At 45.9% G+C, this 16865-nt stretch carries 9 protein-coding genes; 7 read left to right on the forward strand and 2 right to left on the reverse strand.

Annotated elements, in window-relative coordinates:
- The first annotated feature begins 100 nt into the window (after positions 1-100).
- From FEF09_RS19030 to FEF09_RS19040, 3 genes are all read left to right on the forward strand, one after another.
- Positions 101-1612, forward strand: coding sequence for a S10 family peptidase (locus tag FEF09_RS19030; protein WP_146306589.1), 1512 nt, complete (start codon positions 101-103; stop codon positions 1610-1612).
- 50 nt (positions 1613-1662) lie between these two features.
- On the forward strand, positions 1663-2232 hold the full coding sequence (locus FEF09_RS19035) for a Crp/Fnr family transcriptional regulator (protein WP_146306590.1): 570 nt from the start codon (positions 1663-1665) through the stop codon (positions 2230-2232).
- Positions 2233-2308: 76 nt separating this feature from the next.
- Positions 2309-2749, forward strand: a complete 441-nt coding sequence (locus FEF09_RS19040) for a carboxymuconolactone decarboxylase family protein (protein ID WP_146306591.1) — start codon at positions 2309-2311, stop codon at positions 2747-2749.
- Between the two features lie 210 nt (positions 2750-2959).
- On the opposite strand, the gene FEF09_RS19045 is transcribed toward FEF09_RS19040, so the two are convergent.
- Together FEF09_RS19045 and FEF09_RS19050 are read right to left on the reverse strand one after the other, a co-directional pair.
- Entirely contained in the window at positions 2960-4996 is a 2037-nt protein-coding gene (locus FEF09_RS19045; protein WP_222597037.1) for a S9 family peptidase, read from the reverse strand.
- 235 nt (positions 4997-5231) lie between these two features.
- Positions 5232-5900 (reverse strand): response regulator transcription factor, encoded by a 669-nt coding sequence (locus tag FEF09_RS19050; RefSeq protein ID WP_012789848.1) that lies wholly within the window; start codon positions 5898-5900, stop codon positions 5232-5234.
- 1390 nt (positions 5901-7290) lie between these two features.
- Here FEF09_RS19050 and FEF09_RS19055 point away from each other — a divergent pair.
- From FEF09_RS19055 to FEF09_RS19070, 4 genes are all read left to right on the forward strand, one after another.
- Entirely contained in the window at positions 7291-9042 is a 1752-nt protein-coding gene (locus FEF09_RS19055) for a gliding motility-associated C-terminal domain-containing protein (RefSeq protein ID WP_186774405.1), read from the forward strand.
- 26 nt (positions 9043-9068) lie between these two features.
- On the forward strand, positions 9069-10079 hold the full coding sequence (locus tag FEF09_RS19060) for a type IX secretion system membrane protein PorP/SprF (protein ID WP_186774406.1): 1011 nt from the start codon (positions 9069-9071) through the stop codon (positions 10077-10079).
- 26 nt (positions 10080-10105) lie between these two features.
- Complete coding sequence (locus FEF09_RS19065; RefSeq protein WP_146306595.1) at positions 10106-12439, forward strand: OmpA family protein; 2334 nt, start codon at positions 10106-10108, stop codon at positions 12437-12439.
- A 318-nt stretch (positions 12440-12757) separates the two neighbouring features.
- Entirely contained in the window at positions 12758-16846 is a 4089-nt protein-coding gene (locus FEF09_RS19070; RefSeq protein WP_146306596.1) for a glycosyl hydrolase family 18 protein, read from the forward strand.
- The last annotated feature ends 19 nt before the right edge of the window (positions 16847-16865 follow it).

Genomic DNA, 16865 nt, shown 5'->3' on the forward strand with positions numbered 1-16865 from the left:
CTGCCCGTATTTTGATGGCATTTCTCCTTTTATCCTAAAATAACAGAAGGAGAAGTGGTGATATATTATATTTACGGCAGAACCATTTATCAATCAGTTTATGATCAGCAAAATCTTACTGCCCCTGCTGCTGGCAGGCGCTGTGTTTACACAGGCGACTGCCCAGACTTCTGAGGCGCAGATGAAACCCTCGCCTTCCCGTTTACTGGCCATTGACTCTGCTGTAGTTACCAGACATGAAGTAACGATCAAAGGACAACGCGTACCTTATACCGCTGCTGCCGGTAGCATTCCGATCTGGGATGAAGAGGGTAAGCCATTGGCAGGTGTATTTTATACTTACTACGAAAGAGAGGATGTGAAAGATAAATCCGGCCGTCCGCTGGTGATTTCTTTCAATGGTGGTCCCGGTACCCCATCCGTATGGATGGAGATAGGGTATACCGGTCCGCGTATCCTGAATATAGACGATGAAGGATATCCTGTACAGCCGTTTGGAATGCGCGATAATCCACAGTCCATTCTCGATATTGCAGATATCGTATACGTAGATCCGGTGAGTACAGGTTATTCCCGTCCGGTGCATAAAGACGTTCCGGGTAATAAGTTTTATGGGGTGAATGCTGATATAAAGTATCTGGCAGAATGGATCAACACCTTTGTGACCCGTAAAGGCCGTTGGGCTTCTCCAAAGTTCCTGATTGGTGAAAGCTACGGTACAACCCGTGTATCAGGTCTGGCATTAGAGCTGCAGGATGCACAATGGATGTACCTGAATGGGGTGATTCTGGTATCTCCGACGGAACTGGGTATAGACAGGAATGGTCCGCTGGATGCGGCTTTGAAGCTGCCTTATTTCACAGCCACTGCGTGGTATCATAAGAAATTGCCGGCCGATCTGCAGCAGAAAGATCTGAATGAAGTGCTGCCGGAAGTAGAGAATTTTACCATCAACGAACTGATTCCTGCACTGTCAAGAGGTGGTTCACTGGATGAGACGCAGCGTAAAAGTATTGGCGCCAGAGTAGCCCGTTACAGCGGTTTAAAAGAAATTGTGGTACAGGAGAATAATCTGGATGTATCCACTAATCTTTTCTGGAAGGAGCTGCTGCGTGATCAGGGATTTACAGTGGGCCGTCTGGATTCCCGTTACAGGGGTATAGACAGACAGACCGGTGGTACCAGCCCTGATTATAATGCAGAACTGACAGCATGGTTACAGGCGTTTACACCGGCGATCCAGATTTATCTGCGCGATGAACTGAATTATAAAACGGATCTGAAATATAATATGTTTGGTCCTGTGTTCCCGTGGGATTCAAAGGATAACAAGACCGGCGAGAACCTGCGTCAGGCGATTGCCCAGAATCCATTCCTGCATCTGCTGGTCCAATCGGGTTATTATGACGGCGCCTGTGATTATTTCAATGCGAAATATAGCATGTGGCAGCTGGATCCGGGTGGCAAACTGAAAGACAGACTGAAATGGGAGGGGTATCGCAGTGGCCATATGATGTATCTGCGAAAAGATGATCTGGCTGCGGCAAATGATAATCTCCGCAAATTTATTCTCCAATCAATACCGGCTAAAGGACAACCGGCAAAATACTGACAATGTGAGGCTCCGTTTCGGAGCCTCCTTTCTTTGGTGTAATATTGTGTATGCAAAGGCTCATCACACATATCAGCAAGTTTGTCGAACTGACTGAAGAAGACAAAGAAGCGATTCTTTCCATCATGCAGTATCAGCAGGTAAAAAAGAAAGAACACCTGCTTCGGCAGGATGCGGTGTGTAATGCGAATTATTTCATTCTGAAGGGCTGTTTCCGCAGGTATTATATTGATGAAAAAGGTAATGAGCAGACCATTCAGTTTGCTATTGATAACTGGTGGATTACAGACTATGACAGTCTCGAAAGAAGAGCGCCTTCCGAATATTTTATTCAGGCTGTCGAAAGCTCTGAAATAGCAGTACTGGATAAAAGAGTACAGGAAGACCTGTTTCAACGGGTGCCGGTGATGGAGCGGTATTTCAGACTGGTGCTGCAAAGAGCCTATGCGGCCTCTGTGCAGCGTATCCGCTATATTTATGATTTCTCCGGAGAAGAGCGTTATAACCACTTCAGTGACCTTTTCCCCGAATTTCTGCAACGTATTCCCCAATATATGCTGGCTTCTTATCTGGGTTTTACCCCCGAGTTTCTGAGTAAGATCAGAGCTAAGAAAATCTGACGGTTCTTTTCTTGAACTTGATTAACTTTTTCCAGCTGCAGCTGCTTCAACTTTGTGTCAACAAAAACACAAAATTATGCAAACACGTTTCAATATGCCCGAAGTAGCACCAGAAGGTTACAAAGCATTACTGGCAATGGAAAAGTATTTACAGACAACGAAGATTGAACCCCTGCACAAAGAACTCATCAAGATAAGGGCTTCTCAGATCAATGGATGTGCTTATTGTATCGATATGCATACGAAAGATGCCCGTAAATACGGTGAAACGGAGCAGCGTATTTATGCATTGAATGCGTGGAGAGAGACCCCTTTCTTTTCCCGCGAAGAAAGGGCAATTCTGGCATTGACAGAAGAAGTAACCCTGATCAGTCACCATGTTAGCGAAGCGACCTATAATGAAGCAATAGCCGTATTGGGAGAGCAATTAACTGCTCAGGTAATGCTGGCGGCAGTCGCTATTAATTCGTGGAACCGGATTGGTATTGCTACCAACCTGATGCCGGCAAAAAGCTAGTGTTTTCCACTATTTCCGGTTTATTTCTACCATTAGACCCTTACTGCGCCGGTAGTATGCCGTTATCCGTCCGTTCAGCAAGGAAGGGGTGTCGGTATAGTAGCGACGTAGTAAGGGTATGAAGCGAAAAAAAAGCGCACAATGGGACACAATCGGACGATACCCGCCCCGGGCAATGTCAGTTACATAGATAGGAAAAGCGTCAGCTGTTTATTTTAATTGCTTTATCAGGAACGCGGCCGTCGCTTTATCGACCATAACGGCATTGCTGTATTTCATCCAGTGGTGCGTATCATCCGGGATAGCGAGGTATTCGAAGGGAATACCTTTGGATTCCAGCCGTTTGAAGAGGTCAACGCTTTGGGTGAAAGCAACATTGCGGTCATCGTCGGCATGAATGATGAGTACGGGGGATTTCCATGTGTCTATATAAGCTACCGGAGAGGATTTCCATGCGACTATTTCTGCTGTGTCAGCATCAGGTGCGGGTGTGGAGGATGGTGGCGGCAGCAATTCAGTGCGCGTATGTACCCCATGAATATCTACGCCTGCGGCGAATAACCGGGAGTCGCGACCCAGCGCATGTGCAGTCAGATACCCCCCATAGGAACCCCCATAAACGCCTATTTTCTTCGGATTAACAGTGGGTTGTGCTGCCAGCCATTCACCTGCAGCTTTTATATCCTGATATTCTGCTGCGCCATTGATCCCGGCATGCGGTGGTTTATGAAATTCATATCCGTAACCGGTACCCAGACGATAATTAACAGAGAGTACAATAAAGCCCTGACTGACCAGATATTGATTTACAGCATATGCATTGGCATAATAATCCATGTAATGCCATCCCAATAACATCTGTCTTTGCGGACCACCGTGTATATATACAATCGCGGGGTGTATACCTTTTTTGTCTGCCGGTTCGAATAGTTGTCCGTGTATGGTTGTACCATCAGGTGCTTTGAAGGAAACCTGACGCGGGCTGACCAGTTGTGCCAGTGGAAAGCCGGCTGGTAGCAGGGATGTACAGATACTGGCGGGGACCCCTTTCCGGAAAGGCATGATGGCGGGTAATACCGGTTGCTGCGCATTACCGGCAAGCGTCGCCAGTGTATTACCATCACCTGTTATTACGGGATAGGTTTCTATACCCTTGCCAGTTGTCAATAGCTCCATGGCTGCTTTATCGACGGGGACACGTGCGATATGCCGGCGATCGGTGTCCGTCGTATCAGTACCCGTATTGGCACTAAATACTAACCATTTCGCATCAGGTGTCATATCGACATGCTCTACCATAAAGTTGCCCGGTGTGAGGAGGAGGGGAGCGCCGCCTTTGCTGTTGATGGAGTAAAGGTGTGGCCATCCGTCATGGTATGACAGAAATGCGATCCGGTCAGGCGTGGGCCATATCAGATTGGTTCCACCATCTGTAGTCGGTATGGAACCGGCGAGCGTAGCGGGTGCTTTCCATAGTAATGTTCCTTCACCGGTATTGACATCGGCTGTCCAGATGGCCCATGGCTGGTGTTTGCGTACGAGCAGGGAATCTGGTATACCACCTGCACCTGGAGTACGGACAAAAGCGATCCGCTTCCCGTCGGGAGACCAACGGGGAGAGGCATCTTTGGAGAAGGCCGGTGCTATCCATTGCAGGGGCGTATAGGCGTTCCTGTATATACCAATGAAAGCATGATCCGAACGATTGGCCACAAAAGCGAGTGCGGTACCATCGGGTGACCATATCAGGCTATGACAGTTCCCTTTTACGGAGAACAGGTTTCTGGCAGGCGCGGTACCATCAACAGGAACGATCCATACCTGTCCGTTCCGGATGAACACGACGCTGTCAGCCCGGGGAGATATCACCGGGTAATCACCTTCAGACAGGACCTTTGCGGGGCCACCGGCGAAGGGAACAGACCATATTTCCGTTTTAGGCGGTACCAGCAGATGGGCTGGATTGACCGGATTACTGCCATCTTTTCCGCTGTGATCTCCACCACGGCAATACACAACCCATTGGCTGCCGGCGGAAATAGAAAGACCAGTTATTTCCTGACCATCGTCGTGGGGATATGCAGTAAGTTGTCGCGGAGAGAAATCAGGGCCGGCGGCCACATACACGTTCCTTTTTCCCTGTTCATTGAACGCCCAGGCAATACCGGTGCCGGTTGAAGCACTGGTTAATTCTGAGGGACAGGGATAACTGGTGACAGCTTCAATGGTGAACTGCTGTGCAGTCACAAGGTGAATGTTAAGGAAAATGACCGTTGCAAGAAGAAAGGTGGGCCGTGGCATTGTCAATCAGGAGTTACGAAATTAGGAATTACGAATTGGGTTCTTTGAGTGGTCTTACAAAATACAAATTGGCAGCTTATTTTGAAAGGCAAAATTGTATCTGACACAATTAAACTGGCGAATGACCATCGCTATTTTAGTTCCTGATTCGTAATTCCTAAATCGTAATTGACAATCATTCTTACTGCTTTTGTTGCTGTTGAATGATGTTCCTTATTACAAATTCGGTGAGTGCATTGCGGCCGGCGATGCCGAGTTTGCCCGCAATCCTGTACCTGTGATTCTCGATCGTACGGATGCTCACATTGAGTTCGTCTGCCATCTGCTTGGTACTTTTTCCTTCCGCAATCATTTTAATGATGCGGTTCTCAGCTTTACCGAGACGGTGATAAAGTGCCTGTTGCGCAGTAGTTGAGTTGGCCAGGGAAACGCTTCTTGTTTCATCCGGTGTGTGCACATGATTGAATTTAGCGAATCTGCCGAGACGGGAACGGATACTGAGCAGGAGGTCCCTTTTTCTGAAGGGCCTTGCCAGATAGTCGTCTGCGCCGAGGTTCATCGCCATACGCATCTCCTGTTTGTTATCTTTTACGCTTATGAAGATCAGGGGAATATGGTCAAATCCAGGATCATTTCTTAGTGCCATGATAAAATGGTGTCCGCCTGTTCCTCGCAGGTGGGCGCCACAGATGATAAGGTCAGGTTGTTGTTGCTGACAGATGATGATTCCTTCTTCTTCTGAGGAAGCTGTGTAAATATCATAAGATTGGGTAATCAATAACTGCCGGGTCTGTCTCACAAATACCTGGTCCTCATCTACAAGTAAAATTTTATAGACTGCAGTATTCATCAGAAAAGTGTTTGCAGGTTGATATACAGGTAAGATTGTAAACAGTTACAATGCCCATACATAAAGCGGGTACTTTTCACATATGACATACGGAACGGGCCTCCGGGCAGCGGAGTAGAGCTTGTTATAACAACAGAATGGAATGGTCGTGTGCATTTTAATTTGGTTAATATTAAGAAGTTAGCGGTAGATGCAGATACACGAGATGGCATAGTTTTCCGTCGTGCATCCAGCCTCCATCAGCTGTTTAAACATGGTTTTTCAGGTAGAAGATATGGGAATGGTCTTTCCAGTGGCGTAAATATGTATAGAATAACGGGTGCGATTTCAACTAATGCTCGTCGTCATATATAAAATAAGCGCTAGTACTCAAAAAAAGGTGTGCATGTACTTACTCCCTGTTACCGCGCTGACTGCTACTCTCAGCATAAGCGGGGACCTTTATATAAGTAAATATAGCGATTTGTTTGAATATGGCAGATTCCTGTCTGAAGCCGATGAAAAGTTTAGACGAAGTAGCCTTATTTACATTTTTGGGAAAGGGTACAGACATGCCTTCAAAAAGTGGAAATAATAGTAAGGAGGGCATGCCATCATAAAAGGCGTTTTACGGCCAATCCATCGATGAATGTCAATGACTTTTGTTGACCTGTAAACCCTCAATATCTATCATAATCAGTTAAAATAATATTAAGAAAAAAGTACTACTCAAAATATGCGTACAAGTACTCCCTGTAAAGTTATCCACAATAATGCTTGTTTTTAAGGGTTAAATTGTGGATAACCTCAGCTTTCGTGTACGCGACAAGGATAGCTATAACGTTGAATACCCGTCTCTTTATTGTATAAAATAAAAAATATATTTGAATAGGCTGAAGCCCTTTACAGGATGGATAATTCATCTCCTTATATGTGCATTAAACACCATGTGAATCCTCCCGGAAAATGGCCATTTTTGCCTCCCAAAAACCATAGTATGAAGCCAAGTTTCATTTGTAATCTTCTGATTTATAATTGAGAAGTTGGAAGGGGTGAGGGTTATTAATTTTTAAAAAGATATTGTTTTATCAATAAATATAGATATTTTTATATTCGAATTTACTATATCCCTGACTATCGGATACTAATAAATCATAATCCATAACCAATGAAAAAATCTGCCTTATATGAATTGTGGACCGCTCTGGCAGCGGTATTTCACAGGTCAGACCGTCATCCCCGTCTTGCACGGATATATGTATATAATAATAAGATGACAGTCGCTTCACGCCGTTTCTAATGAGCGCGATAAACATTGGTACAATAGCATTCAAAACATACTATCCGCAGTAATCCTAAGCCTATGCGCACAAATTGTTACAATTCTACTCGTGTAAACCTGCTAGAAGCTATGCAGCGACGAGTTGGCCTGGTCCTTACTGATATCAAAAAAATGTCTGATCTCGGCCTTTTCATACTGCTTTTTATAGTGGGTATGAGCTGGTTACCGGCAAAGGCAGGTTCTCTGCCAGCTGCTAAGACAGACAAAAACAGTATCGCCTCAGGTGTAAAGCCCTATACCAAGTCAGCCCAGATCTGGATGACCTATGGTTATACTCCTTCTGGTACAGATCAGGCGGTGACCACTGGTGACAGGATTGACTACAGGATCTATATCCGTAACACCGGTGACGAGCCTCTGACAGGTTTGCGTATTGTGGATACCATTCCACTGCATACAACTTTCTTCGGTGCAACTAACGGAGGTGGTCTTAATGGAGGTCTCTCAAATGGAGTACTGACATATAATAATGTAACGATTCCGGTAGGCGGCACCATCTACGTGAATATCTCCGTGGATGTATCAGCTAACCTCACAGGTGTTGACTATATTAATAATACAGGTTATGTTGATCTGGGAGATGGAGCAGGTCTGCGTCATACCTTCGGTCCTGCAGCTGATAATAATATCACTGCTTTACCGGGAGCAGACAGAGGCTGGCCTTCTACCAGGACTCCGGTTGACAACGGTATGAATACCGTTGCATGGAAAAGCTCCGGTTATATCGGTACAGGTCCTGATCGTACGATTCAGTCCGGCGACGTAATCACTTATGTTATCCATGTAAAAAATACCGGTACACAGACACTGACTAATGTGCTGGTGACTGACTACGTGCCTGTATATACTAACTTCTACGATGGTGATGAAAGCGTGACACCGGATGCCAACAATCTGCTGTCATGGACTATACCTACACTGGATCCGGGACAAACAAGCGTGCGTACCTTCCGTGTAAGGGTGGCGACTGACCTGACTGGTGCAAAGTCAATCGATAATACTGCTTATGTAAATAATGGTAACGGTAAAGGTTCTGTTGCAACATTACCGGCCCTGTCAAATGATCCGAGCCAACCGGATCCGGGTGGTCTGGGCAAACCTTCTACCACTATTCCAATCAAGAGTGTTACTTCATTTGAAAGCTGGAAAATCGTACTGAACAGCAGCGGCGAAACAAAGGTAAAATCCGGTGAAGAACTGTCTTATATTATATATGTACGTAACACGGGTAATATCACTATCCCATTACTGCAGGTAAGTGATCCGGTTCCTGACTTCACTACATTCGAAAGTGCTTCCGATGGTGGTCTGCACTTTGATGGTTCCAATACGGTTGTATGGGCGGTGAATAACCTCGCAGCAGGTGCAATTGCAACACTGCACTTTAAAGTAAAAGTGGGTGATATCCCTGAAGGTATCAAGAACATCAATAACACAGCGAGGGTGCAGATAGGTGGTAACTCAGACTCTACTTCCAGGCCAACCTACCATTGTGATCCGAAAGAAGCAGGTTGTGATAAAGGTACTGTAACCAGTATAGAGGCGGTGAAAGGTAAACCAGGTCTGATGATCTCTAACGTGGTGACACCAAATGGTGATGGCAAGAACGACTACTTGTTTGTAAGAGGAATAGATAAATTCCCTAATTCACAGTTGATCATTTTCAACCGTTGGGGAGGAGTTGTATACCAGAATAAAGATTATCAGAATAACTGGAATGCGACGGGACTAAGCGAAGGGACCTACTATTACCGGCTTGAAATGAATGACCCTGCCGCCGGCGTGACTGTTTACAAGGGTTGGGTAATGATTATTAGATAATGAACTGTGATCCTAAAAGTGCAATTATGTACACGACAAAAAAATGGTTTACTGTAGTATTATTACTTTGCCTTGCAGCAGGTTCCCGTGCTCAGCAAAGTGTCCAGTTCAGCCAGTATATTTTTAACGGATTGGCAATCAACCCGGCCTATGCGGGTTATAAGGATGTACTACACCTCAACGCTTCGTATCGCCAGCAATGGACAGGATTTGATGGTGCTCCGCGTACCGGATCTATCTCTTTGGATGGTCCGCTCAACCGTGGCAACAGAGACGCCAATGTTGGTCTTGGTATACAGGCGATGATGGATAACCTGGGACCACAGAGTGCAATCTCCCTTTATGCTTCTTACGCTTACCGTATCCGCCTTGACGAAGAAGACACCCGTCGTCTTTGTTTCGGTCTCGGTGTGGGCGCTACACAATATGGAATGAATGGTAAGGACCTGGTTTATGAAACAAGTGGCGACCGTATCATTCCTGATGGATCTGCAAAAGCGACTACGCCTGATGCGCGTGTAGGTATTTACTACTATACTCCTTCTATGTATATCGGAGTATCTGTACTGGATCTTTTGTCCAAGTACACCAGCTCCGGTTATAAATGGAGAGGTTATACATATGAAAGTATCCGCAGAAAACAACATCTGTATGTGACTGCCGGTTACATGTTCAATGTGAACGACGATATTTCCCTCAAACCGTCAGTACTGTTTAAAAGTGATTTTGCTGGTCCGGCAGGACTGGATGCTACGCTGATGATGCACATCGATGAATTGTTGTGGGTAGGTGGTTCTTATAGAACGAACCTCTCCGTTTTAAACAAGAAATCTGTTGTGAACAATGTAGGTCTTGACAAGGCCAACGCTGTCAGCGGTATCCTCGAATATTATATCTCGCCAAAATATCGCATAGGTTATTCTTATGACTATAGCATGAACAAACTGGCAGGTATTCAGACCGGCACGCATGAACTTTCGATCGGTATATTATTTAATTCAAAGCTATTCAGTACGTCTAATCCCCGCTATTTTTAATTTCTAAAAGATCATCAAATCTTTATATGCTACGACGTTGTTACGCGATATTATTGTGCACCACTCTGACGGTTCCGGTGATGCTGTATGGCCAGGAGCAGAAAAGCGTTCGGGTAAGGGCTGATGAAGCTTTTGAGAGACAGGAATATGCTGTAGCGGCATCTTTGTATGGAAGGATCATTTCTAAAAAGAAAACGAAGACTTCCATTGATCTGCTGCAACGTATCGCACTCTGCAACCGTGAAATCGGTCAGTATGAGGATGCTGCTTTCTGGTATGAGAAAATGGTCGACCGTCCGGATTGTCCACCAGTAACGTTTCTGCAATACGGGGAAGTCCTGAAGAGTGTGGGCAAATATGTTGAAGCAAAACAACAGATCGCTAAATTCACTACTGGTAAACAGGATAGTCTCAGACTGAGGAATGTGATGATGGCAGGTTGTGATAGTGCGATCGTCTGGAAGTCCGGCCGTCTGGATATGGCGATGGAGAATATCAAAGAGCTTAGTTCTTCCGGTTCTGACTACGTAAGCGGGGTAACAAGACAGGGTTTGCTGCTGGTATCCAACGGTTATCGTAAAATGACCATGAACCTGCTGCCTGAACGTAATCCTGCGATTGATACGCGTACTAACCAGCCTTACTACAAAGCATACATTTTTAAACAATATTCACAGGGTGTGGCCAATACTTTCGTAGAAGAAGTAGTGCCGCAATTATTAGCCCTCGTGCCTTATCACATCGGTCCTGTTTGTTTCAATGCAAGAGAGGATACCATTTACGTTACACTGAACTCCTGGCAACAGGATATTGCCAACCGTAAAAAACGCGGTCCGGTAAATGGTGAACGTGTAATGATGGTGTTCTGGTCAGTGAAAACAGGTGATGACTGGAGACCTCTGGAGCCACTGAAAGAGATCAACTACCCTGGTGCCTCTACTGGTCATGTGGCACTGAGCCGTGATGGCAGAACCATGTATTTTGCATCCAACAGAAAAGGCGGACAAGGTAGAATGGACATCTGGTTCAGCGAAAAACAAAAGAACGGCAGATGGAGTAAACCTAAGAACTGCGGTCCTATCATCAACACTCCTTTCGACGAAGCATTCCCGACTTATAATGAAGACAACATGCTTTATTTCTCCAGTAAAGGACATCCTGGTCTGGGCGGATTTGACATGTTCCGTATAGCAGGTAAAGGTGCTGACTGGACTCGTCTGCAGAACCTTCGTTATCCTTTCAACTCCGGTGGCGATGATCTGGGCTTCATTATGAAAGCGAATATGTATGAAGGCTACTTCTCTTCCAACCGTCCGGGTGGTGGTGGTAGTGATGATATCTACCGCTTTATGGATACTCACTTTGCTGAAAGATTTGACAGAGATCCGGGTATTCAACCTTATAAAGAGATCGAAGCAGGTATTAAACCAGACCTGCCGGCCCTCGCAGATAATACAGCAGTTGTTGTTGACAAGCCGGCTGAATCAGTAGCAAAAGCTACAGGCCAGAAAGAACCAACTGTAGTGTCTCCAAGACAACAGGTAGTTGCGCCAATCACTTTGCCAACAGCATCAGATCCTGTTCCTACCTCGTCTAAAACGACAGAAGAACCGGTTGTGACGAATCCAAGACAGGCAGTAACTGCGCCAATCGATATCCCGGGTTCCGTACCGACTTCACATCCTGCTGAACCGGTAGTAGCGAAAAATGATCCTGTGGCAGAACCAGTGAAAGAGGAACCGGTAAAAGAACCGAAGTCACCTACTCCTGGAAGACGTGGACCGGGCTCAAAAGCGACAACGCCTGTTAAGAAACCGGTGAAAACACCTGCAGTAGCTGTAGCTGCACCAGTAGTAGCAGCACCTGTAACAGAAGAACCGGTGGCAGAGAAAACGCCTGAGAAAGCACCTGAGAAAATACCTGCAAAACCAGTTGAAACGGTAGCAGTAGCGAAGCCGGAAGCCAGACAGGAGAAAGAAATGGACGAAATGGACGCAGCTATCCAGCATAAGATGGAAGGCATGGAGTTCTACTACGATTATAACAGTGCGGTACTGACCACCAAGTCAAGAAACCTGCTGGATAGAGTAGCGGTGGTATTGAACCAATATCCTGACTGGAAACTTCTTGTTCGTTCTTACACAGATAGCCGTGGTTCTGACGCATACAACAAGGACCTCTCTGCACTGCGTTGTTATGCAGTAATTGAATATCTGGTACGTAAGGGTGTATCTTCTACGAGACTTTACTACGAAAACATCGGTAAAGATCCTGAAGATCCATGCGGTAAAGGTGTACCTTGTACGGATGAACAGTATATGCACAGCAGACGTACTATGTTGAAAATCATTCACAAATAACCGAATACAAATTACAATAAGAAACGCCCTTCCGGTTCACTACCGGGAGGGCGTTTTCTTTATGGCAAAAAAAATTACATTTGGGATAGTACTATACCACGTTAGGTACGACACCTTTATCAGAGAGTCTGGAATTAGGAACCAGTAGTAGACAATTAACCATAATACCTTAAAATACCATTTTACCTGTGAAAACCGGTCTTATATCTGCACATCCCTATTTAGAGAGCAAACTGACATCGTAATATTACCTGTGGCCCGGGCATGTTAGCAGACATAAACCAGTACTTCCATATCGTCTCAAAAAAACCGTTATAAATGAAAGTAAATTCTACCTTTCGTAGCGCGGTGTCTTACCATTATGTAAGACATGCACTTCTGCTTTTACTACTCATGATGGGACTATCCCCCCTCATGGCGCAGGTAACTCCGCAGGTGCCCGCCACCACGAAGAACCACAGCAAGCAGGTGATAGGTTATATCACCCAATGGGATGCCTGGAAAGATGTTGCCGGTATCGTTCCCAAGGGTGGCTATAATCAGCTGAATGTGGACTATTCGCAGTACACTATCCTTAACTTCTCTTTCTTTGGCGTGGCCAAAGACGGTTCCTTACACAGCGGGGACTTTCGTAACAAAAACATCTATCAGGTTGGCGCCGTACAGGAGCCGGGAGCACTGGTAAATGAAGATATCTACAGCAGCTGGGATATGTTCCTGTTATATGGTGAACTGGATGCTCCACTGTACTATATATCAGAAGGAAGCTATGCATACACGCTTGGCTACCGCAATGAAGGCAGTGGCTGGAAAAATGTAAATACCGGCAAAACCGGTGCTTTCCCTTTATCTGTACCTAAACAGGGTGGGGCACAGGGCGTACTCGACCTGGCACACTCCAAAGGGGTAAAAGTAATGGCTTCCATCGGTGGATGGAGCATGTGTAAACACTATCCTGAAATGGCAGCTGATGCGACCAAACGGGCGAAATTTGTGGCTGGTTGCGTAGAGCTGATCAACATGGGTTTTGACGGTATAGATTTCGACTGGGAATATCCGAACGATCCGGGTATGAACATCGAAAGATATAGCACAGCTGATTATAACAACTTCGCTGCACTCGTAGAAGCTGTAAGAACTGCGATCGGTCCGAATAAACTGATCACAGCTGCTTTCGCTGCTTCTCCTGCCAAACTGCAAGGGTTTAACTGGTCCCGTCTTAATAATTCTATGAATTATTATAACATGATGACCTACGACTACAATGGCGGATGGTCTAATAAAGCAGGTCACAACGCTCCCCTGTATGATTATCCGGGTGCAGAATATACCAATTTCTCTGTTGACGCAACTGTAAAGGCACTGAAAGCGCTGGGCGTAAATATGTCCAAAGTAAATATCGGTGCACCTTTTTATGGTCGTGGTGTGGTGACTTCCGGTGCAGCAGCACTGAATGGCGCTACTACCAAACGTGCTGAAACTGTGCAGCCGGATGGTCCTATTCAGACCTGTGCTGACTACACTAACTGGGCAAAAGACCTTTGGGATGGTACGCCTAACTACAGCTACATTCTGCAGCAGACGTCTTCCGGCTGGACTGAAGGATGGGATGATGTAGCAAAAGTACCTTATAAGACAAAAGGCAACTATTTCCTGAGCTATGATAACGAACGCTCTGTAGGTGAAAAAGCCAAATATATCAAGGACAATGGACTGGCAGGTGTGATCATCTGGCAGGTATACGGTGATATGCTGAACATGACCAGCAGTACCGTTGCTAAGGGCAAGCTTATCTATTGTCCTAACACTACTTCTCCGCTTGTAAATAAGATCAACGCTGTTTTTGCTGATGGTTCCACTCCTGTAAATCAGGCTCCGGTGGTAAATCTGACTGCACCAACTGCTAATGCTACTTTTACAGCGCCTGCAAGTATCACTGTCAGCGCTAATGCTACTGACAGCGATGGCAGCATCAGAAGAGTACAATTCTATAATGGCAGCACCAGCCTGGGTATTGATTCTGTAGCGCCATACAGCGTTTCATGGAGCAATGTAGCAGCAGGTACTTATAGCATCACAGCTGTAGCTACTGATAACAGCGGTGCAAGCACTACTTCTGCTGCTGTATCAATTACAGTAACAGGTGGTGGTACTAATCCTCCTGTAGATAACAATAAGGTAGTCGTTGGTTACTGGCAGAACTGGAACCTCGCTGCCGCTCCTTATATCCGTCTGCGCGATGTAGACAGCCGCTATAATGTGATTGAAGTAGCATTTGGTACTACCAGCAGCGATCTCTCTACTGTTAACTTTACTCCGGAAGGAACAACGGTAGCTGACTTCAAAGCTGATATCGCTACATTACAGGCACAGGGCAGAAAAGTATTGTTGTCACTGGGTGGTGAAACCGGTACGCTGGTGATCAACACAGAGGCTAACAAGCAAGCGTTTATCTCCAGCATGAAGAGTTTGCTGGATAGCTACAACTTCGATGGTTTTGATCTGGACATTGAAGGTGGTATTTCTTTACAGCTGAACAATGGAGATAATAACTTTATGGCGCCAACTACGCCTAAAGTAGTAAACCTGATCGCTGCTGTAAAAGAGATCATCACTTACCGTAAAGCACAGGGTAAAAACTGTCTGCTGACCATGGCGCCTGAAACATATTATGTACAGACCGCTTATGGCGCAACTTATTCTCCGCTGGTAGGTGCATATCTGCCTATCATTTACGGTCTGCGTAACGAACTGTCCTGGATTCAGCCACAGTTATATAATACCGGTTCTGTAATGGGGCTGGATAATAAAGTATACAACTCCACTACTGCTGACTTTATCGTATCCATGACTGAAATGTTGTTACAGGGTTTCCCTGTGTCAGGCACCAGTCAGACATTCCCTGCACTGCGTGAAGATCAGGTAGCTTTCGGTCTGCCAGCTGCACCGGGTGCTGCAGGTAGTGGTTACACTGCTCCGGCAGAAGTGAAAAAAGCACTGAACTATCTGACGAAAGGTCAATCTTACGGTGGTACTTATGTGATCCGTAAAGGAGCTGGTTATCCAGGTCTGCGCGGTATCATGACCTGGTCAGTAAACTGGGATAAAGTAAACAACAGTGAGTTTGCTGCAAACTACTATCCATATTTCTTCGGTACTACTCCGGGCAATCAGTCTCCGGTTGTAAGTATTACTTCTCCGGCTGCCGGAGCATCTTTCACAGCGCCTGCTTCTATCACAATTACAGCAAGTGCTTCAGATGCTGATGGTAGTATTGCTAAAGTTGAATTCTACAATGGTGCGACCAGACTTGGTCAGGCTACGGCAGCACCTTATTCCTATACCTGGACTAATGTAGCTGCGGCTACCTACAGCTTAACAGCTGTGGCAACTGACAATGCGGGCGCCGTAACAACCTCCGCTGCGGTATCTGTTACAGTAAATGGTACCGGTAGTAACTCCTGCGATGGTATTGCTGCGTGGTCAGCTACTATTGCATATAATGGTAGCCAGCAGGTAGTTTACAACGGTAAGATCTACACTGCAAAATGGTGGACACAGGGCGATCAGCCTGATACGCACAGTGGTGCTGACCAGGTTTGGGCTTATGTACGTGACTGTGGTGGTTCTAATCCTGGCAATCAGGCTCCGACAGTAAGCATCACATCTCCATCAGCAGGTGCATCATTCTCTGCTCCGGCTACAGTAACCATACAGGCTACTGCTACAGATGCAGACGGTACAATTGCCAAAGTTGAGTTCTACAATGGCAGCACCAAACTGGGAGAAGTAACTGCAAGCCCATACACTTATACATGGGGTAACGTTGCTGCAGGTGCTTACAGCATTACTGCTGTGGCAACTGACAACGGCAGCAAGTCTACAACCAGTACTGCTGTGGCTATTCAGGTAGGTAGTGGTAACACAGGTAACTGTGCAGGTGTAGCTACTTATCAGCCGTTCCCGAAAGTGTACAATCAGGGCGACAAGGTAGTATACAATGGTATCCTGTATGAAAGCCAATCTAACGGTCTGTACAATGTAACACCGGGTACTGCTGACTGGTGGTGGAAACCAGTGGGTGCATGTGGAGCATCAGCAAGAGTAGCTGTAGTATCTCCGGCGCCTGATGCTGTTAACGTTGATAGCAAACTGGTAGTATTCCCTAACCCGCTGACAGGTACTGTACTGAAAGTGCAGATCAATGCAGCTCAGGGTGAGAAAGTGCTGATTGAACTGTGGAGCACCAACGGCAACGCTATTCTGCGTAAACAGATCATCGCGGGCGCTAAAGGTCAGCAGACTGTTGATCTGGATGTGTCTCAGGTACCAGCAGGTTCCTGGATACTGAAAACAAGCAATCAGCAGAGCGGCCGTAAAGGTTCCGCGAAGGTGATACGCCTGTAATATTTAATTAACAATTAGG

Source organism: Chitinophaga pinensis (genome assembly GCF_007896845.1).
GTDB lineage: Bacteria > Bacteroidota > Bacteroidia > Chitinophagales > Chitinophagaceae > Chitinophaga > Chitinophaga pinensis_C.

What these genes read in the sequence shown, in the direction of transcription:
- FEF09_RS19065 (WP_146306595.1), top strand. Translation starts at nt 10,106, where the DNA reads ATGCTACGACGTTGTTACGCGATATTATTGTGCACCACTCTGACGGTT.
- FEF09_RS19060 (WP_186774406.1), top strand. Translation starts at nt 9,069, where the DNA reads ATGTACACGACAAAAAAATGGTTTACTGTAGTATTATTACTTTGCCTT.
- FEF09_RS19040 (WP_146306591.1), top strand. Translation starts at nt 2,309, where the DNA reads ATGCAAACACGTTTCAATATGCCCGAAGTAGCACCAGAAGGTTACAAA.
- FEF09_RS19030 (WP_146306589.1), top strand. Translation starts at nt 101, where the DNA reads ATGATCAGCAAAATCTTACTGCCCCTGCTGCTGGCAGGCGCTGTGTTT.
- FEF09_RS19055 (WP_186774405.1), top strand. Translation starts at nt 7,291, where the DNA reads ATGCAGCGACGAGTTGGCCTGGTCCTTACTGATATCAAAAAAATGTCT.
- FEF09_RS19050 (WP_012789848.1), bottom strand. Translation starts at nt 5,900, where the DNA reads ATGAATACTGCAGTCTATAAAATTTTACTTGTAGATGAGGACCAGGTA.
- FEF09_RS19070 (WP_146306596.1), top strand. Translation starts at nt 12,758, where the DNA reads ATGAAAGTAAATTCTACCTTTCGTAGCGCGGTGTCTTACCATTATGTA.
- FEF09_RS19035 (WP_146306590.1), top strand. Translation starts at nt 1,663, where the DNA reads ATGCAAAGGCTCATCACACATATCAGCAAGTTTGTCGAACTGACTGAA.